Annotated in this window: 23 protein-coding genes and 2 pseudogenes; 13 read left to right on the top strand and 12 right to left on the bottom strand. The window is 71.1% G+C overall.

From position 1 onward, the window contains the following. Positions 1–5: 5 nt before the first annotated feature. Positions 6–371, bottom strand: coding sequence for a hypothetical protein (locus ACV530_RS13210; RefSeq protein ID WP_494332576.1), 366 nt, complete (start codon positions 369–371; stop codon positions 6–8). Between the two features lie 592 nt (positions 372–963). Between ACV530_RS13210 and ACV530_RS13205 the strand changes: the two genes are divergently transcribed. Together ACV530_RS13205 and ACV530_RS13200 are read left to right on the top strand one after the other, a co-directional pair. Beyond that, complete coding sequence (locus ACV530_RS13205) at positions 964–1,821, top strand: ComEA family DNA-binding protein (protein ID WP_494332575.1); 858 nt, start codon at positions 964–966, stop codon at positions 1,819–1,821. Then, positions 1,818–4,304 (top strand): annotated as a pseudogene (locus ACV530_RS13200) (ComEC/Rec2 family competence protein); the annotation flags it as partial. The gene ACV530_RS13205 and the pseudogene ACV530_RS13200, both read left to right, overlap by 4 nt. Positions 4,305–4,353: 49 nt before the next feature. Here ACV530_RS13200 and ACV530_RS13195 read toward each other — a convergent pair. Beyond that, on the bottom strand, positions 4,354–4,638 hold the full coding sequence (locus tag ACV530_RS13195; RefSeq protein ID WP_494332618.1) for a hypothetical protein: 285 nt from the start codon (positions 4,636–4,638) through the stop codon (positions 4,354–4,356). Positions 4,639–4,690: 52 nt separating this feature from the next. Here ACV530_RS13195 and holA point away from each other — a divergent pair, with 52 nt between their 5' ends. After that, positions 4,691–5,689 (top strand): DNA polymerase III subunit delta, encoded by a 999-nt coding sequence (gene holA, locus ACV530_RS13190; protein WP_494332574.1) that lies wholly within the window; start codon positions 4,691–4,693, stop codon positions 5,687–5,689. A 216-nt stretch (positions 5,690–5,905) separates the two neighbouring features. Here holA and rpsT read toward each other — a convergent pair whose 3' ends face one another. After that, positions 5,906–6,172, bottom strand: a complete 267-nt coding sequence (rpsT, locus tag ACV530_RS13185; protein WP_494332573.1) for a 30S ribosomal protein S20 — start codon at positions 6,170–6,172, stop codon at positions 5,906–5,908. Positions 6,173–6,376: 204 nt separating this feature from the next. Between rpsT and lepA the strand changes: the two genes are divergently transcribed. The 3 genes from lepA (at position 6,377) to hemW (ending at position 11,576) form a co-directional block, all read left to right on the top strand. Beyond that, on the top strand, positions 6,377–8,245 hold the full coding sequence (gene lepA / locus ACV530_RS13180; RefSeq protein ID WP_494332572.1) for a translation elongation factor 4: 1,869 nt from the start codon (positions 6,377–6,379) through the stop codon (positions 8,243–8,245). 174 nt (positions 8,246–8,419) lie between these two features. Further along, positions 8,420–10,309, top strand: coding sequence for an AMP-dependent synthetase/ligase (locus tag ACV530_RS13175; RefSeq protein ID WP_494332571.1), 1,890 nt, complete (start codon positions 8,420–8,422; stop codon positions 10,307–10,309). 34 nt (positions 10,310–10,343) lie between these two features. After that, positions 10,344–11,576, top strand: coding sequence for a radical SAM family heme chaperone HemW (gene hemW / locus ACV530_RS13170; RefSeq protein ID WP_494332570.1), 1,233 nt, complete (start codon positions 10,344–10,346; stop codon positions 11,574–11,576). 313 nt (positions 11,577–11,889) lie between these two features. Here the strand turns inward: hemW and ACV530_RS13165 are convergent, their stop codons facing one another. Together ACV530_RS13165 and ACV530_RS13160 are read right to left on the bottom strand one after the other, a co-directional pair. Further along, positions 11,890–12,723: a DUF3097 domain-containing protein gene (locus ACV530_RS13165; RefSeq protein ID WP_494332569.1), complete on the bottom strand. Its 834-nt coding sequence runs from the start codon at positions 12,721–12,723 to the stop codon at positions 11,890–11,892. Positions 12,724–12,756: 33 nt separating this feature from the next. After that, the gene (locus tag ACV530_RS13160; RefSeq protein ID WP_494332568.1) at positions 12,757–13,521 is read right to left on the bottom strand and encodes an MBL fold metallo-hydrolase; all 765 of its coding nucleotides are present in this window, start codon (positions 13,519–13,521) and stop codon (positions 12,757–12,759) included. A gap of 197 nt (positions 13,522–13,718) precedes the next feature. Here ACV530_RS13160 and hrcA point away from each other — a divergent pair, with 197 nt between their 5' ends. The 4 genes from hrcA to ACV530_RS13140 all read left to right on the top strand — a co-directional run bounded on the left by hrcA (position 13,719) and on the right by ACV530_RS13140 (position 17,818). Next, a complete protein-coding gene (gene hrcA, locus ACV530_RS13155) occupies positions 13,719–14,735 on the top strand; it encodes a heat-inducible transcriptional repressor HrcA (protein ID WP_494332567.1) in 1,017 nt (338 codons plus the stop codon). Next, positions 14,736–15,872 carry a molecular chaperone DnaJ gene (gene dnaJ, locus ACV530_RS13150; RefSeq protein WP_494332566.1) on the top strand — a complete coding sequence of 379 codons (1,137 nt, stop codon included), beginning with the start codon at positions 14,736–14,738 and terminating at the stop codon, positions 15,870–15,872. An 81-nt stretch (positions 15,873–15,953) separates the two neighbouring features. Continuing rightward, positions 15,954–17,072 (top strand): nitronate monooxygenase, encoded by a 1,119-nt coding sequence (locus ACV530_RS13145; protein WP_494332565.1) that lies wholly within the window; start codon positions 15,954–15,956, stop codon positions 17,070–17,072. Beyond that, entirely contained in the window at positions 17,069–17,818 is a 750-nt protein-coding gene (locus tag ACV530_RS13140) for a 16S rRNA (uracil(1498)-N(3))-methyltransferase (RefSeq protein WP_494332564.1), read from the top strand. Before ACV530_RS13145 ends, ACV530_RS13140 begins: the two co-directional genes overlap by 4 nt. Before the next feature lie 168 nt (positions 17,819–17,986). Here ACV530_RS13140 and cutA read toward each other — a convergent pair whose 3' ends face one another. The 3 genes from cutA to ACV530_RS13125 are packed head-to-tail and all read right to left on the bottom strand — an operon-like array spanning position 17,987 to position 19,689. Beyond that, the gene (cutA, locus tag ACV530_RS13135; RefSeq protein ID WP_494332563.1) at positions 17,987–18,310 is read right to left on the bottom strand and encodes a divalent-cation tolerance protein CutA; all 324 of its coding nucleotides are present in this window, start codon (positions 18,308–18,310) and stop codon (positions 17,987–17,989) included. A 10-nt stretch (positions 18,311–18,320) separates the two neighbouring features. Further along, positions 18,321–18,695, bottom strand: coding sequence for a DUF4180 domain-containing protein (locus tag ACV530_RS13130; protein WP_494332562.1), 375 nt, complete (start codon positions 18,693–18,695; stop codon positions 18,321–18,323). A 49-nt stretch (positions 18,696–18,744) separates the two neighbouring features. Further along, positions 18,745–19,689 carry an amidohydrolase family protein gene (locus tag ACV530_RS13125; RefSeq protein ID WP_494332561.1) on the bottom strand — a complete coding sequence of 315 codons (945 nt, stop codon included), beginning with the start codon at positions 19,687–19,689 and terminating at the stop codon, positions 18,745–18,747. A 25-nt stretch (positions 19,690–19,714) separates the two neighbouring features. Between ACV530_RS13125 and ACV530_RS13120 the strand changes: the two genes are divergently transcribed. Next, the gene (locus ACV530_RS13120) at positions 19,715–20,062 is read left to right on the top strand and encodes a MarR family winged helix-turn-helix transcriptional regulator (protein WP_494332560.1); all 348 of its coding nucleotides are present in this window, start codon (positions 19,715–19,717) and stop codon (positions 20,060–20,062) included. On the opposite strand, the gene ACV530_RS13115 is transcribed toward ACV530_RS13120, so the two are convergent. Together ACV530_RS13115 and ACV530_RS13110 are read right to left on the bottom strand one after the other, a co-directional pair. Beyond that, complete coding sequence (locus tag ACV530_RS13115) at positions 20,056–20,589, bottom strand: NUDIX hydrolase (protein ID WP_494332559.1); 534 nt, start codon at positions 20,587–20,589, stop codon at positions 20,056–20,058. The two genes, ACV530_RS13120 and ACV530_RS13115, sit on opposite strands and share 7 nt — an antisense overlap. A gap of 62 nt (positions 20,590–20,651) precedes the next feature. Continuing rightward, positions 20,652–21,074: pseudogene (locus tag ACV530_RS13110) on the bottom strand (GtrA family protein); the annotation flags it as partial. Between the two features lie 206 nt (positions 21,075–21,280). Between ACV530_RS13110 and ACV530_RS13105 the strand changes: the two are divergent. Beyond that, positions 21,281–21,640, top strand: coding sequence for a histidine triad nucleotide-binding protein (locus ACV530_RS13105; RefSeq protein ID WP_494332558.1), 360 nt, complete (start codon positions 21,281–21,283; stop codon positions 21,638–21,640). Positions 21,641–21,642: 2 nt separating this feature from the next. Beyond that, complete coding sequence (locus ACV530_RS13100; protein ID WP_494332557.1) at positions 21,643–22,581, top strand: ribonuclease Z; 939 nt, start codon at positions 21,643–21,645, stop codon at positions 22,579–22,581. Here the strand turns inward: ACV530_RS13100 and ACV530_RS13095 are convergent. Beyond that, positions 22,547–23,329, bottom strand: coding sequence for an HAD family acid phosphatase (locus tag ACV530_RS13095; RefSeq protein WP_494332556.1), 783 nt, complete (start codon positions 23,327–23,329; stop codon positions 22,547–22,549). The genes ACV530_RS13100 and ACV530_RS13095 overlap by 35 nt on opposite strands. Positions 23,330–23,430: 101 nt before the next feature. Next, a complete protein-coding gene (locus ACV530_RS13090) occupies positions 23,431–24,753 on the bottom strand; it encodes a family 4 glycosyl hydrolase (protein ID WP_494332555.1) in 1,323 nt (440 codons plus the stop codon). Positions 24,754–24,798 lie beyond the last annotated feature (45 nt).

Raw genomic sequence — 24,798 nt, 5'->3', positions numbered from 1 at the left:
CCAATCTAGCTGCGGTCGGCGAACAGTGAGCGCAGCTGCCTGCCGTTCGCTATCACGACGACGCAGAGCAGGAGCAGGCCGCACATCCCCTGCTCGATCCTCATCCACATCGGCAGGAAGCCGGGGAGGGAGACGAGGACCGCGATGACCGCCACCATGACGCCCGAGCTGATCCGCAGCCGCAGATACGCCCGGCGGTGGCCGTGGGAGGCGCGGACGGTGAAGGTGAGCATCAGAAGGGAGGCGCCCGCGACGATCTCGCCCCGGGCCCAGACCGTTTCGGTCACCAGGGTGTGGTGGTGGCGGAGGAGGTACGCGACCACGAGGGTGAGCAGGCTGAGGGCCGCGTAGCTGCTGACGAGGAGTGTCATGCGATGGAATGCGGTCGTGTGGTTTGGCGTGCGGGTTTCCATGGCGTCCACCGTCGCAGTGGCGCGCGGGCCCGCGCATCGGCCGGTCTCCCGGGACCGGGGCTGAGCCGGCCGGTCAGCCGAATGGTTGATTGCGGTCCGTCGCGGGGGTGTTGGGGGGTGTGCCTGTGCCCCGGTCCCGCCCTTTCTCCGTTTCCCGGGGCGAAGCCCCCGGACCCCGGTCCTGGGGCTTCGCCCCAGACCCTGCTTGTCGCGGCTTCGCCGCTCGTCCTCAAGCGCCGGACGGGCTGGATAGTGCCGGGCCGGGCTGGATTTTCAGCGCGGGCGCGACATTCCAGCCCGTCCGGCGCTTGAGGACACCGCGCGAAGCGCGGTTCGGGGGCCCGGGGGCTTGCCCCCGGACAACCGCGCGAAGCGCGGTTTCGGGGTCCGGGGCGGAGCCCCGGAGGAAACGGTGAAAGGGCGGGGCAGGGGCGACATCCCCCACCGCAACCACCCACCCGCGCGACCAACTTATCCACAACCCCCAAGTAATCCACGGAATTTGGGCCACCTCAGCAGAATCCGCCCCGGAGCCCTATCGTCACGCTCCATGACGACCAGCACGCAAAGCGTGACCACCCTCCACGGCCGCGCCACCCACCTCATCCAGGAGCTTCCACAACCACGCGCCACCACCCCATCCCCCGACCCGCCCAACCTCCAGCGTCCCGACACCCGTTGGCGAGACGCCCTCGGCGAGCGACTCCCGACATGGTTCCGACTCCGATGCGGCCTGGAGCCGCGAACCCTCGCCGCACTCGCCATCCTCATCGCCGTGCTCGGCGCCTTCGCGGCGTACCACTTCTGGGTGGGCAGCCCGGAAAGCGTGCGCGCCCCCGACCGCGAGATGACGGCAGCCCAGCCACCACCGGACCCAGCCATCGCACCGATGGCCCACACCCGCGGCAGCCGCAAGAACAGCACAACCACCCCCGCCCCAACAGGCGGCAACGGAACCGTAGTAGTAGACGTGACCGGCAAGGTCTGGCACCCCGGCGTGCAACGCCTGCCCTCCGGCTCAAGGGTCGCCGACGCACTGGACGGGGCAGGAGGAGCCCGGCCCGGCGTCGACATGACGAGCCTCAACCGGGCGCGCGTGCTCATGGACGGCGAACAGATCGTCGTAGGCGCACCGGCACCCAACAACCAACCACCCTCGGGCAACTCGGCCCCCGCCAACTCCCCACCCGGCAGCGCCGGAAAGCCCGCCCTGGCAGGCCCGGTCAGCCTCAACTCCGCGACCGCGCAACAACTCGACGCCCTCCCCGGCGTCGGCCCGACCCTCGCCCAGCACATCATCGACTACCGCACCGAGCACGGCGGCTTCCGCTCCGTGGACGAGCTCCGCCAGGTCCACGGCATCGGCGCCCGCCGTTTCGGCGAGCTCCGCGGCCTGGTCCAGCCATGAGGCACAACGCGCCCGCCCACTCCTCGGAACCGGCCGCACACCGCGACCGCACCGCCGACCTCCGCCTGGTGGCACCCGCACTCGCGGCCTGGGCAGGTGCGGCCTCCGCGCTGACCGCGGACCCGGCAGTCGTCACCGCGGCCTGCACAGCAGCCCTGTTGACCGCCGGCACACTGGCACTCGCCGCTCACCGGCTCCGCCGCCCCGCACCGTCGGCCGACGGCGGCGTCACGGCCGGAGGCACGGCCGTTGTCACGGCCGGCGCCATGGCCGCCGTCCTGCTGTGCGGCGCCGCGGGCGCGGCCGTAGGCGGCCTGTGGGCGGCCGACGCCCGCAGGGGCCCCGTGCCGGAGCTGGCCCGCCGCTCCGCATACGCCACCCTCGAGGTGACAGTCACCGACGACCCACGAGCCACCCGCCCCCACCCGGGCGGAACAGGCGGGGCAACCCGTGCCGCCCCCTCGGCCATCGTCGAGGCGGAGGCAACCCGGGTCACCACCCCCGACGACAACACCACCACCGCCATCCGTACGCCCATCCTCCTGATCGCCCACCAGAACTGGCTGGACCTGCTGCCGTCCACCCGCCTGAAGGTCACCGGGCGGCTGGCCCCATCCACCCGGGACGGTGACCGCATCGCCGCCGTGATCCACGTCGACGACCCGGGTCCGCCCCGCGTCACCGCAGCGCCTGACGCCCTCCAGACGGCGGCGGCCCGGCTCCGCGAGGGCCTGCGCGCCGCCACCGACGGGCTCTCCCCGGACGCCCGGGCGCTGCTCCCCGGCCTGGTCGTCGGGGACACGTCCCGCATCCCGCCCGACCTCGACGAGGCCTTCCACATCACGGACCTGACACACCTGCTGGCCGTGTCCGGGAGCAACCTCACCATCGTCCTGACCGTCCTCATCGGCCCGCCCCACCTGGCCGCCCGCGCCGAACGCCGGGGGCTGGCCGCCCGGATCGGAATTCCCTTACGCCTCACGGCTGTTCTGGGCGGCGCGCTCGTCCTCGCGTTCGTGGTGGTGTGCCGCCCGGACCCGAGCGTGCTGCGCGCGGCGGCCTGCGGACTGATCACCCTGCTGGCCATCGCCACGGGCCGCCGGCGCAGCCTGCTCCCGGCCCTCGCCGCCGCCGTTCTCCTGCTGGTGCTGTGGGATCCATGGCTCGCCCGCAGCTTCGGGTTCCTGCTCTCCGTGCTGGCCACGGGGGCCCTGCTCACACTCGCCCCCGGCTGGGGCGAGGCCCTGCAGCGGCGCGGCGTGCCGCCCCGGGCGGCGGAGGCCCTCGCCGCGGCGGCAGCCGCCCAGGCGGTGTGCGCACCCGTCATCGTCGTGCTGTCGGCGCGGTTCAGCCTGGTGGCCGTCCCGTGCAATCTCCTCGCCGAGCTCGCGGTCGCCCCCGCGACCGTCCTCGGCCTCGCCGCCCTCGCCGTCGCGCCGTTCGCGATGCCCGTCGCCACGTTCTTCGCGTGGCTCGCCGGCTGGCCCGCCGTCTGGACGGCCGCCGTGGCCCGTACGGGCGCGGCGCTGCCCGGTGCCGAGCTGGCCTGGCCGGGCGGCTGGCCGGGCGGACTGCTGCTGGCGGCGGTCACCGTGGCGGTCGTGCCCGCGGCCCGCCGCGTGCTCCGCCGACCGTGGGCATGCGGGGTGTGCGCCTTGCTCCTGTTGCTGGCGATCGTCCGCCCGGCACCGCTCACCCGCGTCGTCACCGGCTGGCCACCGCCCGGCTGGCGACTGGTCGCATGTGACGTCGGGCAAGGCGACGCCTTGGTTCTCTCGGCGGGGGAGGGCGCGGCCCTTGTCGTGGACGCGGGCCCCGAGCCGCGTGCCGTCGACAGCTGTCTACGGGCGCTGGGCGTGGAACGCGTCCCGCTCCTGCTGCTCAGTCACTTTCACGCCGACCACGTCGACGGACTGCCCGGCGTGCTGCGCGGCCGCTCGGTCGGCGCGATCGAGACGACCTCGTTCGCACAGCCGCAGGCCCAGGCCGCCTTCGTGCGCCGCGAGGCCGGGCGGGCGCACGTCCCGGTCGTCACCGCGGAGCCGGGGGAGCGGCGGCATCTCGGGGACTTGTCCTGGGAGGTGCTGTGGCCCCCGGCCCCGGGCACCTCGACCATCGCGGAGAGCGGCCCCAACGACGCCAGCGTCGCCCTGCTGGTCCATGCCGCCGGACTCGGCCTGCTTCTGCTCGGTGACCTCGAACCACCCGCCCAGCAGGAGCTCTTGCGGGCCCGCCCCGTTCTGCCGCCGGTGGACGTCCTCAAGGTCGCCCACCACGGTTCGGCCTATCAGGACCCCGAGTTGCTGCACCGGATCCGGCCCCGGCTCGCCGTGATCTCGGTGGGTGCCCACAACACCTACGGGCACCCGGCACCGCGCACGATCGCCGCGCTCCGCGCTCAGGGCGCCGCGGTACTGCGCACCGACACCGACGGGCCGGTCGCGGTGACCGGGTCGGCCACCGCCGTCACGGGCGGCCACGACCCCATGACGAGCCATCAGGCGGCACCGCCGCGGACGGCTCCGCCCGGGGTCACTCCACCTCGAGCCAGCCGTCGTACTCCTCGGCCAGCTCGCGCAGGGCCTTCACGTTCAGCTCGCCGTCCGGGTCCTCCACGACCACCAGCCACTGGGCGTCCTCGGCGTCGTCCTCACCGGCGAGTGCCTCGCGCACGACCTGGGGGTCTTCGTCCAGAGAAAAACGCTGCCCTGCTTCTTCGGCCACCTCCTCGGCGGTCTCGCGGTCGGGGAGCACCAGCAGGTGCCGTATGGAGTCGGAGGGAAGGAAAGCGCTGCTCACCCGCTCATTGTGAGGCATGCTCCGACGGCCGCGAAGGGGGGTGTCACCACCGCGTGGGATGCTGGACACGATGGCCAGGAACACCGCACCCAAAGCCGCATCCGGCGACCCGCTCGCCTCCGTGACACTCGCCGTGGGACAGGAGGATCTCCTCCTCGACCGCGCCGTCCAGGAGGTGGTGGCGGCAGCCCGCGCGGCCGACGCCGACACGGACGTCCGCGACCTCATGCCCGATGCCCTCCAGCCCGGCACCCTCGCCGAGCTGACCAGCCCGTCCCTCTTCTCGGAGCGCAAGGTCGTGGTCGTGCGCAACGCCCAGGACCTGTCCGCCGACACGATCAAGGACGTCAAGGCCTACCTCGGCGCCCCGGCCGAGGAGATCACCCTCGTCCTGCTCCACGCGGGCGGCGCCAAGGGCAAGGGCCTGCTGGACGCGGCCCGCAAGGCCGGCGCCCGGGAGGTCGCCTGCGCCAAGATGACCAAGCCCGCCGACCGGCTCGCGTTCGTGCGCGCGGAGTTCCGCGCGACGGGCCGCTCCGCGACCCCGGAGGCGTGCCAGGCACTGGTGGACGCCATCGGCAGCGACCTGCGCGAGCTGGCCAGCGCCTGCGCCCAGCTCGTCGCCGACATCGAGGGCGTCATCGACGAGGCCGTCGTCGCCCGCTACTACACGGGCCGCGCCGAGGCATCCAGCTTCACCGTCGCGGACCGGGCGGTGGAAGGCCGCGCCGCGGAGGCCCTGGAGGCCCTGCGCTGGGCGCTGGCCACCGGCGTCGCACCGGTGCTGATCACCAGCGCGCTCGCCCAGGGCGTCCGCTCCATCGGCAAGCTCGCCTCCGCCCCGCGCGGCGCCCGCCCCGGCGACCTGGCCCGTGACCTCGGCATGCCGCCCTGGAAGATCGACCGGGTGCGCCAGCAGATGCGCGGCTGGTCCGCGGACGGAGTCGCCGTGGCCCTGCGCGCCGTCGCCGAGGCCGACGCCGGCGTCAAGGGCGGGGGAGACGACCCGGAGTACGCCCTGGAGAAGGCGGTCGTCACCATCGCCCGCGCGGCCCGCAGCGGCCGCTAGGCCCCAGGGGCGCACAAAGGCCCCGGACACACAAAGGCCCCGGGCCGCCCTTGGGGAAAGGGCAGGCCCGGGGCCTTCTATGTATTCGACGAGCCTTTCGGCTCAGTGCCGCACCTACGTGGCGAACGTCCGCGTGCGGCAAGGGCCGGTCCGGAGCGGTTGAGAGGGTCCGCTGACCCGTACCGGCGGGGTCCGGGGCTCACGCCCGGGAGAGCTTCAGCCCTTGAGGCCGGCGACCTGCTTGGCAAGCGCCGACTTCTTGTTGGCAGCAGCGTTCTTGTGCAGGACACCCTTGCTGGCGGCCTTGTCGAGCTTCTTGCCGGCCACGGCAACGGCGGCGGTGGCCTTCGCGACGTCACCGGAGGCGATGGCCTCGCGAGCGGCGCGGACGAAGGTCTTGACCCCGGACTTGACGGCCTTGTTGCGCAGGCGCGCCTTCTCGTTGGTCTTGTTCCGCTTGATCTGGGACTTGATGTTCGCCACGAAAGAGCCTTTTCAGGTTCGTTGGATTTCGAGAGTGCGCTCCGCGAGTAGAGGGTCACGAAGCACAGTGGACCAGGCTACCAGCAGGCGCTCCGGCCTCCCAAACCGGACCGTACCCGCCGCGCATGGGACGATGGTGGGGTCGTATACCCGACTCCCGCCGAGACTGGCGTGAAGACGCCGAAGTCACCGAATGGATCCTGCGTGCCCGCGACCCCTACCAACGTGCCCGAGCCGAGCCGTACCGACCCGGCTCTGATCCGTAACTTCTGCATCATCGCGCACATCGACCATGGCAAGTCGACGCTCGCCGACCGGATGCTTCAGCTGACCGGCGTGGTCGACCAGCGGCAGATGCGCGCGCAGTACCTCGACCGGATGGACATCGAGCGCGAGCGCGGCATCACGATCAAGTCCCAGGCGGTCCGCCTGCCCTGGGCCCCCACGGATGACGAGTCCGGTACGACTCACATCCTCAACATGATCGACACCCCGGGTCACGTCGACTTCACCTACGAGGTCTCCCGCTCCCTCGCCGCGTGCGAGGCCTGCGTCCTCCTGGTGGACGCGGCCCAGGGCATCGAGGCCCAGACCCTCGCCAACCTCTACCTGGCGATGGAGAACGACCTCACGATCATCCCGGTCCTCAACAAGATCGACCTGCCCGCCGCCCAGCCGGAGAAGTTCGCCGCCGAGCTGGCGAACCTGGTCGGCTGCGAGCCGGAGGACGTCCTGCGGGTCTCCGCCAAGACCGGCGTCGGCGTCCCCGAGCTGCTCGACCGCGTCGTCCGCGACGTCCCGGCCCCGGTCGGCGTCAAGGACGCCCCCGCCCGCGCGATGATCTTCGACTCGGTCTACGACGCCTATCGGGGCGTCGTGACGTACGTCAAGGTCGTCGACGGCACGCTCCGCAAGCGCGAGCGGATCCGGATGATGTCCACCGGCGCCGCCCACGAGCTGCTGGAGATCGGCACCAACTCGCCCGAGATGCTCCCGGCCGACGGCCTGTCCGTCGGTGAGGTGGGCTACCTGATCACGGGTGTGAAGGACGTCCGCCAGTCCAAGGTCGGCGACACCATCACCCAGTACCACGGCGGTGCCACCGAGGCGCTCGGCGGTTACAAGGACCCCAAGCCGATGGTGTTCTCCGGCCTCTACCCGCTGGACGGCTCGGACTACCCGGAGCTCCGCGAGGCCCTGGACAAGCTCCAGCTCAACGACGCCGCGCTGGTCTACGAGCCGGAGACCTCGGCCGCCCTCGGCTTCGGCTTCCGCGTCGGCTTCCTGGGCCTGCTCCACCTCGAGGTCATCCGCGAGCGCCTCGAGCGCGAGTTCGGCCTCGACCTGATCGCCACCGCCCCGAACGTGGTCTACCGCGTGATCATGGAGGACGGCGTCGAGCACGAGGTCACCAACCCCAGCGAGTTCCCCACCGGCAAGATCGCCGAGGTGTACGAGCCGGTCGTCCGGGCCACCATCCTGGCGCCCAGCGAGTTCATCGGCTCGATCATGGAGCTCTGCCAGAACCGCCGCGGCGTGCTCCTGGGCATGGACTACCTCTCCGAGGACCGCGTCGAGATCCGCTACACGCTCCCCCTCGCCGAGGTCGTCTTCGACTTCTTCGACCAGCTGAAGTCCAAGACCCGCGGCTACGCCTCGCTCGACTACGAGCCCACCGGCGAGCAGACCTCCGACCTCGTCAAGGTCGACATCCTGCTGCACGGCGACAAGGTCGACGCCTTCTCCGCGATCACGCACAAGGACAAGGCGTACGCGTACGGCGTCCGGCTCGTCGCCAAGCTGCGCGAGCTCATCCCGCGGCAGAACTTCGAGGTGCCCATCCAGGCCGCCATCGGCGCCCGGGTCATCGCCCGTGAGACCGTCCGCGCCATCCGCAAGGACGTCCTCGCCAAGTGCTACGGCGGTGACATCTCCCGTAAGCGGAAGCTGCTGGAGAAGCAGAAGGAAGGCAAGAAGCGGATGAAGATGGTCGGCAACGTGGAGGTGCCGCAGGAGGCCTTCATCGCGGTGCTGTCCACCGACGACAGCGGCGGCGAGAAGGGCAAGAAGTAACCGGTGCCACCGAGAAGGTGTCCGTGAGAAGGTGTCCGTTCCCGGAATGGGGCGGGCACCTTTTCTCATTGCCGGGCACCCTTACGCGGCCGGGCCCATCCGCTCTACTCTGATCACTGTTTGACAGGTTACTCGCGAGTCACCAGCAAAGAAGCTTGGGCCCCGGAGGTTGCCGTGACCGAGACACAGAACTTGATCGAGAACCGGCCGCCCTCCGTGGCGACGCTCTTCCTCGAGCGGGTGGAAGCCACACCGGACGCGGAGGCCTACCGCCATCCCGTGCCCCCGGCCTCCGGCGAGGGTCCCGACGACTGGGCCTCGCTCACCTGGGGCGATGCCGCCCGGCGGGTGTTCGCCATCGCCGCCGGTCTCATCACCCTCGGTATAGACCCCGAGGACCGGGTCGCCCTCGCCTCCGCCACCCGCCTGGAGTGGATCCTCGCCGACCTCGGCGTGATGTGCTCCGGCGCGGCCACCACACCGGTCTACCCCAGCACCAACGGTGACGAGACGGCCTTCATCCTCTCCGACTCCGGCAGCAGGGTCCTCATCGCCGAGAACGCCGCGCAGCTGGACAAGGCCCGCGCCCACCGGGGGGAACTGCCCGCGCTCGCCCACGTCGTCGTGATCGACGCCAAGGACGCGCTGCCCGCCGAGGGCGACCCCGAGGGCTGGGTGCTCTCCCTGGACGAGCTGGAACGGCGCGGCGCCGAGCTGCTGGAGCGGACCCCGGACGTGGTGCGCGACCGCGTACGCGACCTGCGCGCCGACCAACTCGCCACCCTCATCTACACCTCCGGCACCACCGGGCGCCCCAAGGGCGTACGGCTCCCGCACGACGCCTGGGCGTACATGGCCCGCGCCATCCAGGCCACCGAGCTCGTGCGCGCCGACGACGTGCAGTACCTGTGGCTGCCGCTCGCGCACGTCTTCGGGAAGGTGCTGACCGCCGGGCACATCAGCGTCGGCCACGTCACCGCCGTGGACGGCCGGCAGGACAAGATCATCGAGAATCTGCCGGTCGTCCGGCCCACCTATATGGCCGCCGTGCCCCGGATCTTCGAGAAGGTCTACAACGGCGTCGCGACGAAGGCCCGCGAGGCCGGCGGCGCCAAGTACAAGATCTTCCGGTGGGCCGCCGAGGTGGCCCGCGAGTACGCCAAGGTCGCACAGGACAACTTCCGCCACACGGGCAGCCGTTCCGTCCCCTTCGGGCTCGCCGCCCGCCACCGGGTCGCCGACGCACTCGTCTACTCCAAGATCCGCGACGCCTTCGGCGGGCAGCTGCGCGCGTGCGTCTCCGGCGCGTCCTCGCTCGCCCCCGAGATCGGCTACTTCTTCTCCGGCGCCGGGATCCACATCCTGGAGGGCTACGGCCTCACCGAGACCAGCGCCGCCAGCTTCGTCAACCCCGGCGAGGCCTACCGCACCGGCACCGTCGGCAAGCCCCTGCCCGGCACGGAGGTCCGCATCGCGGACGACGGGGAGATCCTGCTGCGCGGCCCCGGCGTGATGGTGGGCTACCACGGCCAGCCCGAGCGCACCGCGGAGGTCCTCGAGCCCGACGGCTGGTTCCACACCGGCGACATCGGCGAGCTGTCCGCCGACGGCTTCCTCCGCATCACCGACCGCAAGAAGGACCTGATCAAGACCTCCGGCGGCAAGTACATCTCCCCGGCGGAGGCCGAGGGCCGCTTCAAGGCCGTGTGTCCCTTCGTCTCCAACATCCTGGTGCACGGCGCCGACCGCAATTACTGCACCGCCCTCATCGCCCTGGACGAGCCCGCCATCCTCAAATGGGCCGCCGACCACGGCCTCGCCGGCAAGCCCTACGCCGAGGTGGTCGCCGACCGGCGGACCGAGGAGCTCATCGAGGGCTACGTACGGCAGCTCAACGACGGCCTCCAGCGCTGGCAGACGATCAAGAAGTTCCGTCTGCTGCCGCGCGACCTCGACGTCGAGCACGGCGAGCTGACCCCCAGCCTCAAGCTCAAGCGGCCGGTCGTGGAGCGTACGTACAAGAACCTGATCGAGGAGATGTACGAGGGCGCACGCGAGGCCTGACCACCCACCCGGCGGTATGCCGGACAATGGGCACATGCCTTCCGTACTGCCCGATGGTGAGCCCATGCCCGAGGACGGGGCGCTGCCCCGTCGTGCCCTCGAGGGTGCCGGGCAGCGGCCGCTCGGGTTCTACCTGCACGTTCCGTACTGCGCCACGCGCTGCGGGTACTGCGATTTCAACACCTACACCGCGAGCGAGCTGCGCGGCTCCGGCGGGGCCCTGGCCTCCCGGGACAACTACGCCGACACCCTCGCCGAGGAGATCCGCCTCGCGCGCAAGGTGCTCGGCGACGACCCGCGCCCCGTGGAGACCGTCTTCATCGGCGGCGGCACCCCGACCCTGCTGCCCGCCGCCGATCTCGGCCGCATGCTCGCCGCGATCCGCGACGAGTTCTCCCTGGCCCCCGGCGCCGAGGTGACCACGGAGGCCAACCCGGAGTCCGTCGACCCGCGCTACCTGGCCGAACTCCGCGAGGCGGGCTTCAACCGGATCTCCTTCGGCATGCAGAGCGCCCGCCCGCACGTGCTGAAGATCCTCGACCGTACGCACACGCCCGGCCGCCCGGAGGCGTGCGTGGCCGAGGCCCGTGCGGCGGGCTTCGACCACGTCAACCTCGACCTGATCTACGGCACCCCGGGCGAGAGCGACGACGACTGGCGCGCCTCGCTGGACGCGGCCGTCGCCGCCGGCCCGGACCACGTGTCCGCGTACGCGCTCATCGTCGAGGAGGGCACCCAGCTCGCCCGCCGCATCCGGCGCGGCGAGGTGCCGATGACGGACGACGACGTCCACGCCGACCGCTACCTGATCGCCGAGGACAAGCTGTCCGCAGCCGGCTTCCACTGGTACGAGGTCTCCAACTGGGCCACCGCACCGGCCGCCCGCTGCCGCCACAACGAGCTCTACTGGCGCGGCGCCGACTGGTGGGGCGCCGGCCCCGGCGCGCACAGCCACGTCGGCGGCGTCCGGTGGTGGAACGTCAAGCACCCGGGCGCCTACGCCCAGGCCCTGTCGGAGGGCCGCTCCCCGGGAGCGGGTCGCGAGATCCTGCCGGAGGAGGACCGCCGTGTGGAGCGGATCCTGCTGGAGCTGCGGCTTTCCGAGGGCTGCCCCCTCTCGCTTCTCAAGCCGGATGGCCTGGCGGCGGCGGAGCGAGCCCTGGCGGACGGCCTCCTGGACCCCGGCCCGTATGCGGCGGGCCGCGCGGTCCTGACCCTGCGGGGTCGGCTGCTCGCGGACGCGGTCGTCCGCGACCTGGTGGACTGAGCCCCGGTCCCGCCCTCTCGCCGTCTCCTGGGGCTGCGCCCCAGACCCCGCTTGTCGCGGCTTCGCCGCTCGTCCTCAATCGCCGGACGGGCTTGATTTTCGCGCCCGCGCTGGATTTCAGCGCAAGCGCGAAAGACCAGCGTGGCCCGGCGCCTTCCAGCCCGTCCGGCGTTTGAGGACCAACGCGGCGGAGCCGCGTTGCGGGGGTCCAGGGGGCGTAGCCCCCGGAACAACCGCGCGGAGCGCGGGCCCGGGGGCCGGGGGCTACGCCCCCGGAGGAAACGGTGAAAGGGCGGGACCGGGGCAGAACCCCCTACCCCCCAGCCCCCACCGTCACGTGGTCGATCAACTCCTCCACCCTGCCCAGCAGTTCCGGCTCAAGGTCCTTGTACGAGGACACCGCCCCCAGAATCCGCTGCCAAGCGGCCCCCGTGTTCTCCGGCCACCCGAGCGCCCGGCACACCCCCGTCTTCCAGTCCTGCCCCCGCGGCACCCGCGGCCACGCCGCGATGCCCAGCGACGACGGCTTGACGGCCTCCCACACATCCACGTACGGATGCCCCACCACCAGCACATGCTGGCCCGTGACCTCCGCCGCGATGCGCGACTCCTTCGAGCCCGGCACCAGATGGTCGACCAGCACGCCCAGCCGCGCGTCCGGCCCGGGGTCGAACGACCGCACGATCGCGGGGAGATCGTCGATGCCCTCGAGGTACTCCACGACCACGCCCTCGATCCGCAGGTCGTCACCCCACACCCGCTCCACGAGCTCCGCGTCGTGCCGCCCCTCGACGTAGATCCGCCCGGCCCGCGCCACACGCGCCCGCGCACCCGGCACGGCGATCGACCCCGAGGCGGTCCGCTGCGGGCCGCGCGGAGCCTGGACCTGAGGACGTACGAGCGTCACAACGCGCCCCTCCAGCAGGAACCCACGCGGCTCCATCGGAAAGACGCGGCACTTCCCGAACCGGTCCTCGAGCGTGACCGTCAACCCCTGCGCGGTCTTCTCGCAGCGGATCACCGCCCCGCAGAAGCCCGTTGTGACCTCCTCCACCACGAGGTCGGCCTCGGCGGGGACCTCCGGAACCGGAGTGCTCCGCTTCCACGGCGGGGTGAGATCAGGGCCGTACTGTCTGCTGCTGCGCACCCGGAGACGATAGGGAAATCCGGCCGCGACCGGTTACGACACGCCGAAGCGCCGTGCCAGAGCGTTGCGTTGCTCACGGACAAACCGGACATCCACCACGGCCCCGTGCCCCGGTACGTACACCGCGTCCTCCCCGCCGAGCGCGACCAGCCGGTCCAGGGCCGCGGGCCAGGTGCGGGGGTGGGCGTCGTCGCCAGCCTGCGGTTCGCCGGACTCCTCGACGAGGTCACCGCAGAACACGACCTCCGGCACCCCGCCCGGGCCGGCGACGAACACGGCCAGGTCGTACGCCGTGTGGCCGGGCCCCGCATTGGCGAGCAGCACCCGCCGCCCGCCGCCCAGGTCCACCACCACATCGCCGGAGACCGCGTGCCCGGGAAGCACGAGCGCGTTGACGGCCTCGGCGGCGTCCTCCGCCGGCATGCCGTACTCCACCGCGTCCCTCCGCAGCTCCGTGCGTCCGCGATCCAGGAGCCCGGCGAGCCCCACGGCCCCGTACACCCGTGCCGCCCCGGGAAAGGCCGCGGTGCCCAGCACATGGTCGAAATGCGCGTGGGTGAGTGCGATGTGCGTCACGGGAAGCCCGAACATCTCCTCGACCTCGCGGTGGATCTCCGCCCCCTCGCGCAGCGAGGAGCCGGTGTCCACGACCAGCACCCCGTCCGCTCCGGCGATCGCGCCGACCGTCGCGTCCCAGCCCGGCAGCCTGCGGCGCACGACGCCCGGCGCGAGCCGTTCCCAGCGCGCCCCCGCGTGCTGCCGCTCCTGTGCCGCTCCGCTGTTCCCCGGGTTCTCCATGGCAAGAAGCTAGCCGTGGCACGGTACGGTTGCCCGTCCGGGCCGGACATTGCCTGGGACGGCCCTTGCCGTGGTCGTGGGGCCCGGCCGTACACTGACGGGAGGGGTCTGGCACTCGTGACCATTGAGTGCCAAGGAAACGGCCCCGGCGAGACCGTGGAAGCAGAAACGGCCGGATGTCGGACGGGAGGTGCGCGATGCTGAGCGAACGCAGGCTCGAGGTGTTGCGCGCCATCGTCCAGGACTACGTCGGCACCGAGGAGCCCGTCGGCTCCAAGGCCCTCACCGAGCGCCATCAGCTCGGCGTCTCCCCGGCGACCGTGCGCAACGACATGGCCGTCCTGGAGGACGAGGGCTTCATCGCGCAGCCCCACACGAGCGCGGGACGCATCCCGACCGACAAGGGCTACCGCCTGTTCGTCGACAGGCTCGCGGGCGTCAAGCCCCTGTCGTCGGCCGAGCGGCGCGCGATCCAGAACTTCCTCGACGGAGCCGTCGATCTCGACGACGTCGTGACCCGTACGGTCCGGCTGCTCGCGCAGCTGACCCGGCAGGTCGCGGTGGTGCAGTATCCGTCGTTGAGCCGGTCGACCGTGCGCCACGTGGAGCTGCTGTCGCTGGCCCCGGCGCGGGTGATGCTTGTGCTGATCACCGATACGGGTCGCGTCGAGCAGCGCATGGTGGACTGCCCGGCGCCGGTCGGCGAGACGACGCTCGCGGATCTGCGGGCCCGGCTCAACAGCCGGGTCGTGGGGCGGCGGTTCACCGATGTGCCCCGCCTGGTGCAGGATCTCCCCGAGGCCTTCGAGCAGGAGGATCGCGGAACCGTTTCTACGGTTCTGTCCATCCTGCTGGAGACCCTGGTCGAGGAGACGGAGGAGCGGCTGGTGATCGGCGGGACCGCCAATCTCACCCGCTTCGGACATGACTTCCCGCTGACGATCCGGCCGGTGCTGGAGGCGTTGGAAGAGCAGGTCGTCCTGCTCAAGTTGCTCGGCGAGGCCAAGGATTCGCGCATGACGGTGCGCATCGGCCATGAGAACGCCCACGAGGGACTCAACTCCACATCCGTCGTCGCAGTCGGCTACGGTTCGGGCGACGAAGCCGTCGCCAAACTCGGCGTGGTCGGACCGACCCGCATGGATTACCCCGGAACGATGGGAGCGGTACGCGCAGTGGCACGTTACGTCGGACAGATCCTGGCGGAGTCGTAAGTGGCCACGGACTACTACGCGGTCCTGGGCGTTCGGCGCGATGCCTCGCAGGACGAGATCAAGAAGGCCTTCCGCCGTCTCGCGCGCGAGCTGCACCCGGATGTGAACCCGGACCCGAAGACGCAGGAGCGGTTCAAGGAGATCAACGCCGCTTACGAGGTGCTCTCCGACCCGCAGAAGAAGCAGGTCTACGACCTCGGCGGCGACCCCCTGTCCTCCTCGGGCGGTGCGGGTGCCGGCGGCTTCGGCGGCGCGGGCTTCGGCAACTTCTCCGACATCATGGACGCCTTCTTCGGCCAGGCGTCGCAGCGCGGGCCCCGCTCGCGCACGCGCCGCGGCCAGGACGCCATGATCCGGATCGAAGTCGACCTGAACGAGGCCACGTTCGGCACGACCAGGGAGATCCAGGTCGACACCGCCGTCGTCTGCACCACGTGCAGCGGCGAGGGCGCGGCCCCCGGCACCTCCGCGCAGACCTGTGACATGTGCCGCGGCCGCGGCGAGGTCTCGCAGGTCACCCGGTCCTTCCTCGGCCAGGTCATGACCTCCCGGCCGTGCCCGCAGTGCCAGGGCTTCGGCACGGTCGTGCCCACCCCGTGCCCGGAGTGCGCGGGCGACGGCCGCGTCCGCTCCCGCCGCACCCTCACCGTCAAGATCCCCGCAGGTGTGGACAACGGCAACCGCATCCAGCTCGCGGGCGAGGGCGAGGTCGGCCCCGGCGGCGGCTCGGCCGGTGACCTCTATGTGGAGATCCACGAGACGAAGCACCCGGTCTTCCAGCGCCGCGGCGACGACCTGCACTGCACGGTCACCCTCCCGATGACAGCAGCCGCGCTGGGCACCAAGGTGCCGCTGGAGACCCTCGACGGCACCGAGGAGATCGACATCCGGCCCGGCACGCAGTCCGGCCAGTCGATCCCGCTGCACCAGCGCGGTGTCACGCACCTGCGCGGCGGCGGCCGCGGTGATCTCATCGTGCACGTCGAGGTGATGACCCCGTCCAAGCTCGACCCGCAGCAGGAGGAACTGCTGCGCCAGCTGGCCAAGATCCGCGGCGAGGAGCGCCCGACGGGCGAGTTCAAGCCGGGGCAGCAGGGTCTGTTCTCGCGTCTGAAGGACGCGTTCAACGGGCGTTAGCCCCCACGAGCCGTCACGGGCGGAGTCCTGCCGGGCTCCGCCCGATTCGGTACCGGGCGTCACCCGTGCCACGATGTGGTCATGGCTTCTGACAACCGGCAGTCGGCCGCGCTGACCGGCCTGTTCCGGCATCCGATCGTGCAGGCTCCCATGGCCGGCGGCGGCTCGGGCCCCGCTCTCGCCGCAGCCGTCTCCGAGGCCGGAGGGCTCGGCTTCCTCGCCGCCGGGTACAAGACGCCGGCGGCGATGTACGAGGAGATCAAGCAGCTCCGCGCCGCGACTTCCCGGCCCTTCGGCGTCAACCTCTTCATGCCGCAGCCACCCCTCGCCGATCCGACCGCCGTCGAGGCCTACGCCGAGCAACTCGCGGGCGAGGCCACGTGGTACGAGACCCCGCTCGGGGACTGGGACCAGTGCGCCGACGACGCGTACGAGGCCAAGCTCGCCATCCTCCTCGACGACCCCGTCCCGGTCGTCTCCTTCACCTTCGGGTGCCCCACGCCCGCCGTCACCTCCTCCCTCGCCGCCGTGGGCACGCTGACCGTGGTGACCGTGACCTCCGCCGCCGAGGCACAGGCCGCGCAGGACGCGGGCGCCGACGCGGTCTGCGTCCAGGGCATCGAGGCGGGCGGCCACCAGGGCACGCACCGCGACGACCCGCGTACGGACCACACGGGCTCCGGCCTGCTGACGCTGCTCACCGAGGTCCGCGAGACCGTCCGCGTCCCGGTCATCGCCGCGGGCGGTCTGATGCGCGGCGGCCAGATAGCGGCCGTCCTCGCCGCGGGCGCCTGCGCCGCACAGCTCGGCACGGCCTTCCTGGTCTGCCCGGAGTCCGGTGCGAGCGCCCTGCACAAGCAGGCCCTGACCGATCCGCTGTTCACCCGCACCGAGCTGACCCGGGCCTTCTCCGGCCGTCCCGCCCGCGGGCTGGTGAACCGTTTCATCCGGGAGCACGGCCCGTACGCCCCGGCCGCGTATCCCCAGGTCCACTACCTGACCTCGACGCTGCGCAAGGCCGCCGCCGCGGCGGGCGATCCGCAGGGCGTCAACCTGTGGGCGGGGCAGGGCCACAGCCTGGCGCGGGATCTTCCGGCGGCCGGGCTGGTCGAGGTACTGGTCGCCGAACTCGAGGCGGCCGGCGCGTTGTTGCAGGACGCGCACCACATGCACGACACGCGAGGGAGCAAGCAGTCATGACAGCGCCGGTCTTTCTGGTCGAAGAGGACGCCCTCACGGGTGTCTTCCCCGGCACCGTCTTCTCCCTCGACGGCCCCGAGGGACGGCACGCCGTGTCCGTCCGCCGGCTGCGCGCCGGCGAGGAGATCGTCCTGACGGACGGCCACGGCACGGGCGCGTACGGCACCGTGGCCGCGGTCGAGGGCAAGGACCACCTCGAGGTCGCGGTCACCTCGGTCCGCTCCGAGCCGGATCCGCAGCCCCGCATCACCGTGGTCCAGGCCCTGCCGAAGGGCGACCGCGGCGAACTCGCCGTCGAGACCATGACGGAGACGGGCGTTGACGCCATCGTCCCTTGGGCGGCCGGGCGTTGCATCACCCAGTGGAAGGGCGACCGCGGCGTCAAGTCGCTGGGCAAGTGGCGCGCGACGGCCCGCGAGGCGGGCAAGCAGTCGCGCCGCCTGCGCTTCCCGGAGGTGACGGGCCTTCTGACGACCCGCCAGGTGGCCGACCTGCTCGCGAACGCCGCCTTCGCGGCCGTCCTGCACGAGGAGGGCAGCGAGCCCCTCGCCACGGCACAGCTGCCCGCCACGGGCGACATCGTCCTGGTCGTCGGCCCCGAAGGCGGCGTGTCCCCGGAGGAGTTGGCCGCCTTCTCGGAGGCCGGCGCCAAGCCGTACCGCCTGGGCCCGAGCGTGCTGCGTACGTCCACGGCGGGCACCGCCGCCGCGGCCCTGCTGCTGGGCCGCACGGGCCGCTGGGCCTAGGGCCTGTCCGATGGGTCAGCACGGGTCCTGCGACGCCTGGCACGGCACCTCGCCGCGTTGTCGCATCACCCGAGTACGCCCAGTACGCGGGTAATGCTCCGCCTTGCGATGCACCGCGCCAGACGTCGCAGGACCCGCACTGACCCATCGGACAGGCCCTAGCGGCGATCAGCCCTGGGTTTCCGCCGTCACCCAGCTCAGGTAGCCCGACGCCCCGCCCACGACCGGTACCGCGATGACCTCGGGCTCGTCGTAGTCGTGGTGGACGCCGATGAACTCGGCGAGCTCGTCCACCAGTTCGCCGCGCGTCTTGAAGTCGATGCGCCATTCCTGTGCCTGCTCGACCTTCCCCTCCCAGCGGTACACGGAAGCGATGGGGTAGACCTGAGCACACGCGGCGAGCTTCTCGTTGACGACGGCGTTGGCCAGGGCGTGGGCCTTGCCCTCGGCGTCGGTCGTCGTGGTCACTACGGCGTGGTCGCGGTTCGTCATGGCCGAGAGACTAGACGGAGCGAGCGCTCCCCAGGCGTTCCCGCAGCTCCGCGAGCCCGGTCAGGAACCACGTCTGCTGCCCGCGATTGCACTCGCGGACGAAATCCCGCAGCGCTGAACTGGCCTCCGTGTGACGGGAGATGTCACCGATCACCGCAAGCCTCATGCGGTAGTTCATGAACTTCTGGATGAACTCGCCCGCGACGCGGGTGCGCAGCTGGAAGAATGCCTCGTCGAGCCGTTCGGCAGGGATGACGACCCACTGGGCTTCCTGGTATCCCGCATCGCCGATGAGATCCAGGGCGTCGCGTTCGCTGCCGATGAGGTTGCCGTCGGGGGCACACATCAGGACGGGGACGTCATGGATCTGCTCGACGATGCTCATGGAGCCAAGGGTAATTTCGTTCGCGGGCAGGGGCGATGCCATTTATTGGCTAACCCGCAAGGCGCGGGAAGAGGGCTTCCGCGTTGCCTCGGTTGACGGCATCCAGTTGGCCAGGCTCCCAGGCTTCGTACGTGTCCAAGTGCTGGTTGAAGTACGCGCCTTGGGGGATCGGCGCGAACGGCCAGTCGCTGCCGTAGAGGACGTGGCCCTCCTCGGCGAAGGCCAGCAGGGAGGGCAGGGCGGTGGGGCTGCCGGACAGTGCCGTGTCGAAGTAGAAGCGCTTGAGGTCGGCCAGGATGCTGTCGGAGGTGTGCTGCTCCGGGTGCTGCATGCTCGCCGCGATCGCCACGCGGTGGGCGATGTACGGCAGGAAGCCGCCCGCGTGGGAGAGGATCACCTTCATCCGGGTATGGCGGGACATGACGCCTGCGAGTGCCATGTGGACGGCGGTGCGGGTGGTGTCGAAGGTGAAGTCGACCACCGGGGCGGGAATGCCGGGGATCAGCGGGAGTCGGAGCTCCGTGGGGTGGATGAAGACCACCGCGGAGCGGGCGTCGAGTTCGGCCCACAGGGGAGCGAAGTCCGGGTCGCCGAGGTAGCGGCCGTGGGCGTTGGCCATCAGGACCACGCCGTCGGCGCGCAGCTCGTCCAGGGCGTACGCGGCCTCGGCCACGGCACCGTCCACATCCGGCAGCGGGATGCTCGCGAACTGCCCGAAGCGGTCGGGGCGGTCCTTGACCAGTTCGGCGACGTACTCGTTGACCTGCCGGCTCAGGGTGCGGGCCTTGGCGTCGTCGCCGAAGTGGGTGCCGGGGGAGCTGACCGAGACGACGCCGGTGGCGATGGACTGGGTGTCCATCATCGCGATGGCACCGGCCTTGTCCCAGGGCGGGATGGGCCAGCCGCCCGCGTCCATGTTCCGCTCGGCCAGGAGGCGGCCGTACTCGGGCGGGACGACGTGTTCGTGTACGTCGATGCGGGTGGGAGTGGGCATGATCGCTAGCCTTCTAGTAGTTAGCTTGCTGGACATTCTGGCGCAGCTGGCCATGATCGAACCGCTCGCCGGGGAGGCCGCGTTGCCGGTCGGCGGGCTGGCCGCCGCCGCCGCGGTCAGCGTGCCCACGGCCACCCGGATGCTCAAGCAGCTCGAGGCGAGGGGCATAGTGACCCGGCGCCGGTCAGCCGAGGACGAGCGCCGCGTTCTTGTCGCGCTCACCGACGAGGGGGCGCTGTTGCTGGACCGGTTCCGTAGCGAGAAGCGCGAACGGCAGGCCCTCGGTCTCGCGGCCTTCACCGCCGACGAGCGGGTGCAACTCGCTGCGCAGCTGCACCGGCTCGCCGAGATCGTGAACCAGTACGGTCAGTGAACCGCCTCGTCCATCAGGACGTAGAGCAGCCCCACCAGTGACCCGCTGCTGACGATCTCCCGCCGGTCGATCATGCCCCGTACGCGGTCCAGTGGTACCCACTCGATGCGGTCGGACTCGTTCTGCTCCGTCGGTGGGCCGATGTGGGTGGCGCTGTCGGCGCGGAAGACGTAGTGCTGGGAGTCCGTGATGCCGTTCGCGGGCTCGGCGTAGATGAGGGGTTTCATCGGGCCGGGGCGCCAGCCCGTCTCCTCCTCGACCTCGCGGGCGGCGGTGTCCTCGGGGCTCTCGCCCGGTTCGATCAGGCCCATGGGCAGTTCCCAGGCCCAGGAGTCGGTGATGAAGCGGTGGCGCCACATCATCAGGATCTCGCGGCGCCGGTTGAGGACGGCGCCGACCGCGAGGTGGCGGAGACGTACGACGTGGTGTTCCAGACGGGCGCCGTCCGGTTGCTCGACGTCGACGAGGCAGAGGTTCACCCAGGGATTGGTGTAGATCTCTCGCTCGCCATAGGTCTTCCAGCGCATGTGCACCCCGTCTCTCGCCGCCTTCAGCGGCTTAACGCACGGGAGTTGACGTCAGTCACGGATCAGCCACCGTACCGGTGGCGGCCGGTGCGCTTGCGCGGCAGGTAGACCAGGGCCTCCGTGGCGGCGAAGCGGAGCACGAAGGTGGTGACGAGCGCGAGTGCCGTGGCGGTCAGCGCGCCCAGGTGGAGGGCGGTGACGAAGAGGGCGATGAGCGGGATCCGCAGCAGCAGATCGGCGTTGGCCAGGAGCGTGAAGCGGACGACCCGGTCCGCCCAGTGGCGGTGGCCGCGGCGGTCGCGGAAGAGCAGGACCTCGATCAGGACGAAGTTCCACAGCACGCCGAACTGGTTGGAGACGATCTCGGCGGGGAGGTAGTGCAGGCCCGCGGCGGTCAGGAGCTCGAGGCCGAGGAGGTTGGGCAGGAAGCCGGTGAGTCCGATGAGGCCGAAGGCCGCCATGCGCAGGAGCGGGGAACGGGTTCTTCCGCGGCTTCTGCGGTGCGGTGAGCGGGGTGGTGCCGGGGCCTCGAGTGTCCTGGTGCCGGGTAACGGCGTCATCGTCCCCCCATGGGTCTCTCTGCGGGAGAGGGTAAGGGGGGAACGTGAAACTCAGGCGGGGAATCGTGTAAATCCTGTGGGCCGGTAACATCCGGTCCGTAGCGAGCCGATTGATGTGGGAGGAGTTCGACGTGGCGGGTGAGCCACAGGCAGACTGCCTGTTCTGCAAGATCGTCGCCAGGGAGGTGCCGGCGACCGTCGTCCACGAGACCGACACGATCGTCGCGTTCCGCGACATCAACCCCCAGGCGCCGACGCACGTCCTGGTGATCCCCAAGGTGCACTACCCGGACGCCGCCTCGCTCGCCGCCGCCGAGCCGCAGGTGATCGCCGACATAATGCGTGAGGCGGGCAAGGTCGCGGCCGACGAGAAGGTGGACGACAAGGGCTACCGGGTCGTCTTCAACACCGGCTCCGGCGCCGGGCAGACGGTCTTCCACGCACACCTGCACGTCCTGGGCGGACGCGGCCTCAACTGGCCGCCCGGCTAGTCATGTCCGTCAGGGAACTCGTCGTCCTCGGCACCGCCAGCCAGGTGCCCACGCGACACCGCAACCACAACGGCTACGTCCTGCTCTGGGACGGCGAGGGCCTGCTCTTCGACCCCGGCGAGGGTACGCAGCGGCAGATGCTGCGCGCCGGGGTGGCGGCGCACGATCTCAACCGGATCTGCGTCACCCACTTCCACGGCGACCACTCGCTCGGCCTCGCCGGGGTGATCCAGCGCATCAACCTGGACCGGGTGCCGCACCCCGTCACCGCGCACTACCCGGCGAGCGGGCAGCGCTTCTTCGACCGGCTGCGGTACGCCACCGCCTACCGCGAGACGGTACGGATGGCGCAGGAGCCGGTGTCGGGCGCGCGCAAGGTGCTGGCCGAGACCCCGGCGTACGCGCTCCACGCGCGCCGTCTGAAGCATCCGGTGGAGTCGTACGGCTACCGCCTGGTCGAGCCGGACGGGCGGCGCATGCTGCCCGAGCGGCTGGCCGCGCACGGCATCGCGGGCCCCGACGTGGGCCGGCTGGTGCGCGAGGGGTCGCTGGGCGACGTCACCCTGGACCAGGTGAGCGAGGTGCGGCGCGGGCAGCGCTTCGCGTTCGTCATGGACACCCGGCTCTGCGACGGGGTGTACGAACTGGCCGAGGGCTGCGACCTGTTGGTGATCGAGTCCACCTTCACCGACGAGGACGAGGCGCTGGCCACCGAACACGGCCACCTCACCGCCGGCCAGGCGGCCCGCGTGGCCGCCGAGACGGGGGTGCGGCACCTGGTGCTCACGCACTTCTCGCAGCGCTACGACGACCCGTCGGTCTTCGAGCGCCAGGCCCGGGCGGCGGGCTACGACGGCGAGCTCACCGTCGCCCGGGACCTGATGCGGATTCCCGTGCCGAAGAGGCTTACGGCAGGTAGTACATCGGGTTCGGCAGCTTGAACGTGCGCTCGGCGTAGCCGCCCTGCAGGTCGCTGTACTGGTCGCCGAAGTTGGCGACGATGCGGTAGCCCTGGGACTCGATGTGCTTGCGGGTGCCCGACTTGTACTCGATGGTCGTGCACTTCGCGCCGCACGGCAGGTAGGCCGCCGGGTTCTTCTTGTTCTTCAGGAAGAAGTGCTTCGGGTCGGCGGCCGGCTTGTAGCCGACGTTCTTGAGGTTGCGGACGCTCCAGGCGCGCTGGTGCTCGTCACGGCCGGTGACGTAGAAGACCGTGATGCCCTTGGACTGCGCGTAGTTGACGAGCTGCGGCATGCCGAAGACGGCCGCCATGTCGGTCGACTTCAGGTACGCGTCCTGCGACTCGGGCGTGAAGCGGAAGCCCTGCTGGAGCTCGTAGTTGTAGGTCAGCAGCGTGGTGTCGTCGACGTCCAGGACGAGGGCGGGCTTGCCCTTCTTGCCCTTGGAGTTCTTGACGGTCTGGTCCAGGTAGCCCTTGGCCTTCTTCTCGATGTCCGCGAGCTGCTTGGCGTAGTTGCTCTTCGGGGACGCCCAGTGCCGGCCCTTCTTGTCCACCGTGTCGCCGTAGTACGCCTTGATCTTCTCCTGGACGAGGGAGAGGTTCGGGATCTCCTTGTCCGTGCGGGGCACCGAGTGGTCGGCGGTGGCCGCACCGGCCCCGTAGAGGCCCGCGCCGACGGCGAGGGCTGCGGTGACGGCGGCGATCCGGGAACGCTTGGACAGTGACACGTGTGACTCCTGAGAAACAAGGAAGGGGCAGCGCGAAGCTAGGGCTTCGCGCTGCCCCAGGTCAACGTTTCGTCATTGTTTCCCTGGTCACGGTCCTCCGGTCAGCCCTCCGATCTGGCCAGGATCCGGGCCGCGACGGCCGGGGAGTCCACCAGCGGATGCAGGGCCAGCGCCCGCAGCGCGGCGGCCCGGTCCGTGCCCACGACCGCGTCGATCGAGGCCCGTTCCACCGCCTTGAGCTGGAGCATCAGCCCCAGCTGATCGTCTCTCACCGGGGCGCACGGCAGCGGCTGGGCACCCTTGGCGCTCACCTCGCAGACCGTTTCGATCACCGCGGTCGGGTCCAGCTCCGGCACGGTGCCGCCGTTGCGGACGTTGAGGATCAGCCGGGTGCGCTCGTCCCCGGCCACCGCCCGCATCAGCGCGAGGGCCACCCTGTCGTAGCCGCCGCCCTCGAGGTCGCACGAGTCGCGCTGCCAGCCGCCGCTCGCCGCACGGCTCTCCGCCATGTAGGTCTCCTCACGCCCCAGCCGGGTGCGCTCCCACAGCTCGTACGCCCGCTCGGGCGAGGCCGCGGCCTCCGAGAAGAAGTCACCCTGCTGGCGGTCGAGGAACTCGCCGCGCGTCTGCGCCGCTTCCTGCACCGCGCGCAGCGTCTCCCTGCGGAAGTAGTAGTAGTGCAGATACTCATTGGGCAGGGCACCCAGCGCCCGCAGCCAGTGCGCGCCGAAGAGCTTGCCCTCCTCGATGGACGCCAGAGCCTCGCCGTTGCCCAGCAGGCCCGGCAGGAGCTCGCGCCCGCCGACGCTCAACGACCGAAGCCAGCCGAGGTGGTTGAGCCCCACATAGTCGTAGTCGGTCAGCGACAGGTCGACGCCCGCGGCCCGCGCGGCACGCCGCACCAGACCGACGGGCGAGTCGCAGATCCCGATCACCCGGTCGCCGAGGACGGACGACATCGCCTCCGTCACCATCCCGGCGGGGTTGGTGAAGTTGATGACCCATGCATCCGGGGCGAGTTCGGCCACCCGCCGGGCGATGTCCAGCGCCACGGGGATCGTCCGCAGCCCGTACAGCACACCACCCGCACCGACGGTCTCCTGCCCCAACACCCCTTCCGCCAGGGCGATTCGCTCGTCTCTTGCACGGCCTGCCGTGCCGCCCACGCGGATCGCGGAGAAGACGAAGTCAGTGCCGCGCAGCGCCTCGTCGAGGTTGTCGGCGAGGCGCAGGTCCGGTGCGCCCGGGACCCCTTTCGCCTGCGCGGCCAGTACGGACTTGATCACGTGCATGCGCATCGAGTCCGTGTCGTACAGCACCAGTTCGGTGACACGGCCGGGTGCATCACGCCGTGCGTCGTCGAGGAGAGCACGGTGCACCAACGGCACCCGGAAACCGCCACCGCCGAGAATCGTCAGCCTCATGGCCGGAACGTACCGCAGCATCGGGCACACTGTCCGGAACCGCCC

Source organism: Streptomyces sp. SX-6 (genome assembly GCF_059089585.1).
The sequence above is the reverse complement of the archived record's forward strand: the minus strand, read 5'-3'. Positions and strand labels throughout refer to the sequence as shown.

Bases quoted from the DNA above. Each gene is read 5' to 3' on its own strand.
- ACV530_RS13210 (WP_494332576.1), bottom strand. From the start codon at position 371: ATGACACTCCTCGTCAGCAGCTACGCGGCCCTCAGCCTGCTCACCCTC.
- ACV530_RS13205 (WP_494332575.1), top strand. From the start codon at position 964: ATGACGACCAGCACGCAAAGCGTGACCACCCTCCACGGCCGCGCCACC.
- ACV530_RS13195 (WP_494332618.1), bottom strand. From the start codon at position 4,638: ATGCCTCACAATGAGCGGGTGAGCAGCGCTTTCCTTCCCTCCGACTCC.
- holA (WP_494332574.1), top strand. From the start codon at position 4,691: ATGGCCAGGAACACCGCACCCAAAGCCGCATCCGGCGACCCGCTCGCC.
- hemW (WP_494332570.1), top strand. From the start codon at position 10,344: ATGCCTTCCGTACTGCCCGATGGTGAGCCCATGCCCGAGGACGGGGCG.
- ACV530_RS13160 (WP_494332568.1), bottom strand. From the start codon at position 13,521: ATGGAGAACCCGGGGAACAGCGGAGCGGCACAGGAGCGGCAGCACGCG.
- hrcA (WP_494332567.1), top strand. From the start codon at position 13,719: ATGCTGAGCGAACGCAGGCTCGAGGTGTTGCGCGCCATCGTCCAGGAC.
- ACV530_RS13145 (WP_494332565.1), top strand. From the start codon at position 15,954: ATGGCTTCTGACAACCGGCAGTCGGCCGCGCTGACCGGCCTGTTCCGG.
- ACV530_RS13140 (WP_494332564.1), top strand. From the start codon at position 17,069: ATGACAGCGCCGGTCTTTCTGGTCGAAGAGGACGCCCTCACGGGTGTC.
- cutA (WP_494332563.1), bottom strand. From the start codon at position 18,310: ATGACGAACCGCGACCACGCCGTAGTGACCACGACGACCGACGCCGAG.
- ACV530_RS13130 (WP_494332562.1), bottom strand. From the start codon at position 18,695: ATGAGCATCGTCGAGCAGATCCATGACGTCCCCGTCCTGATGTGTGCC.
- ACV530_RS13125 (WP_494332561.1), bottom strand. From the start codon at position 19,689: ATGCCCACTCCCACCCGCATCGACGTACACGAACACGTCGTCCCGCCC.
- ACV530_RS13115 (WP_494332559.1), bottom strand. From the start codon at position 20,589: ATGCGCTGGAAGACCTATGGCGAGCGAGAGATCTACACCAATCCCTGG.
- ACV530_RS13100 (WP_494332557.1), top strand. From the start codon at position 21,643: ATGTCCGTCAGGGAACTCGTCGTCCTCGGCACCGCCAGCCAGGTGCCC.
- ACV530_RS13090 (WP_494332555.1), bottom strand. From the start codon at position 24,753: ATGAGGCTGACGATTCTCGGCGGTGGCGGTTTCCGGGTGCCGTTGGTG.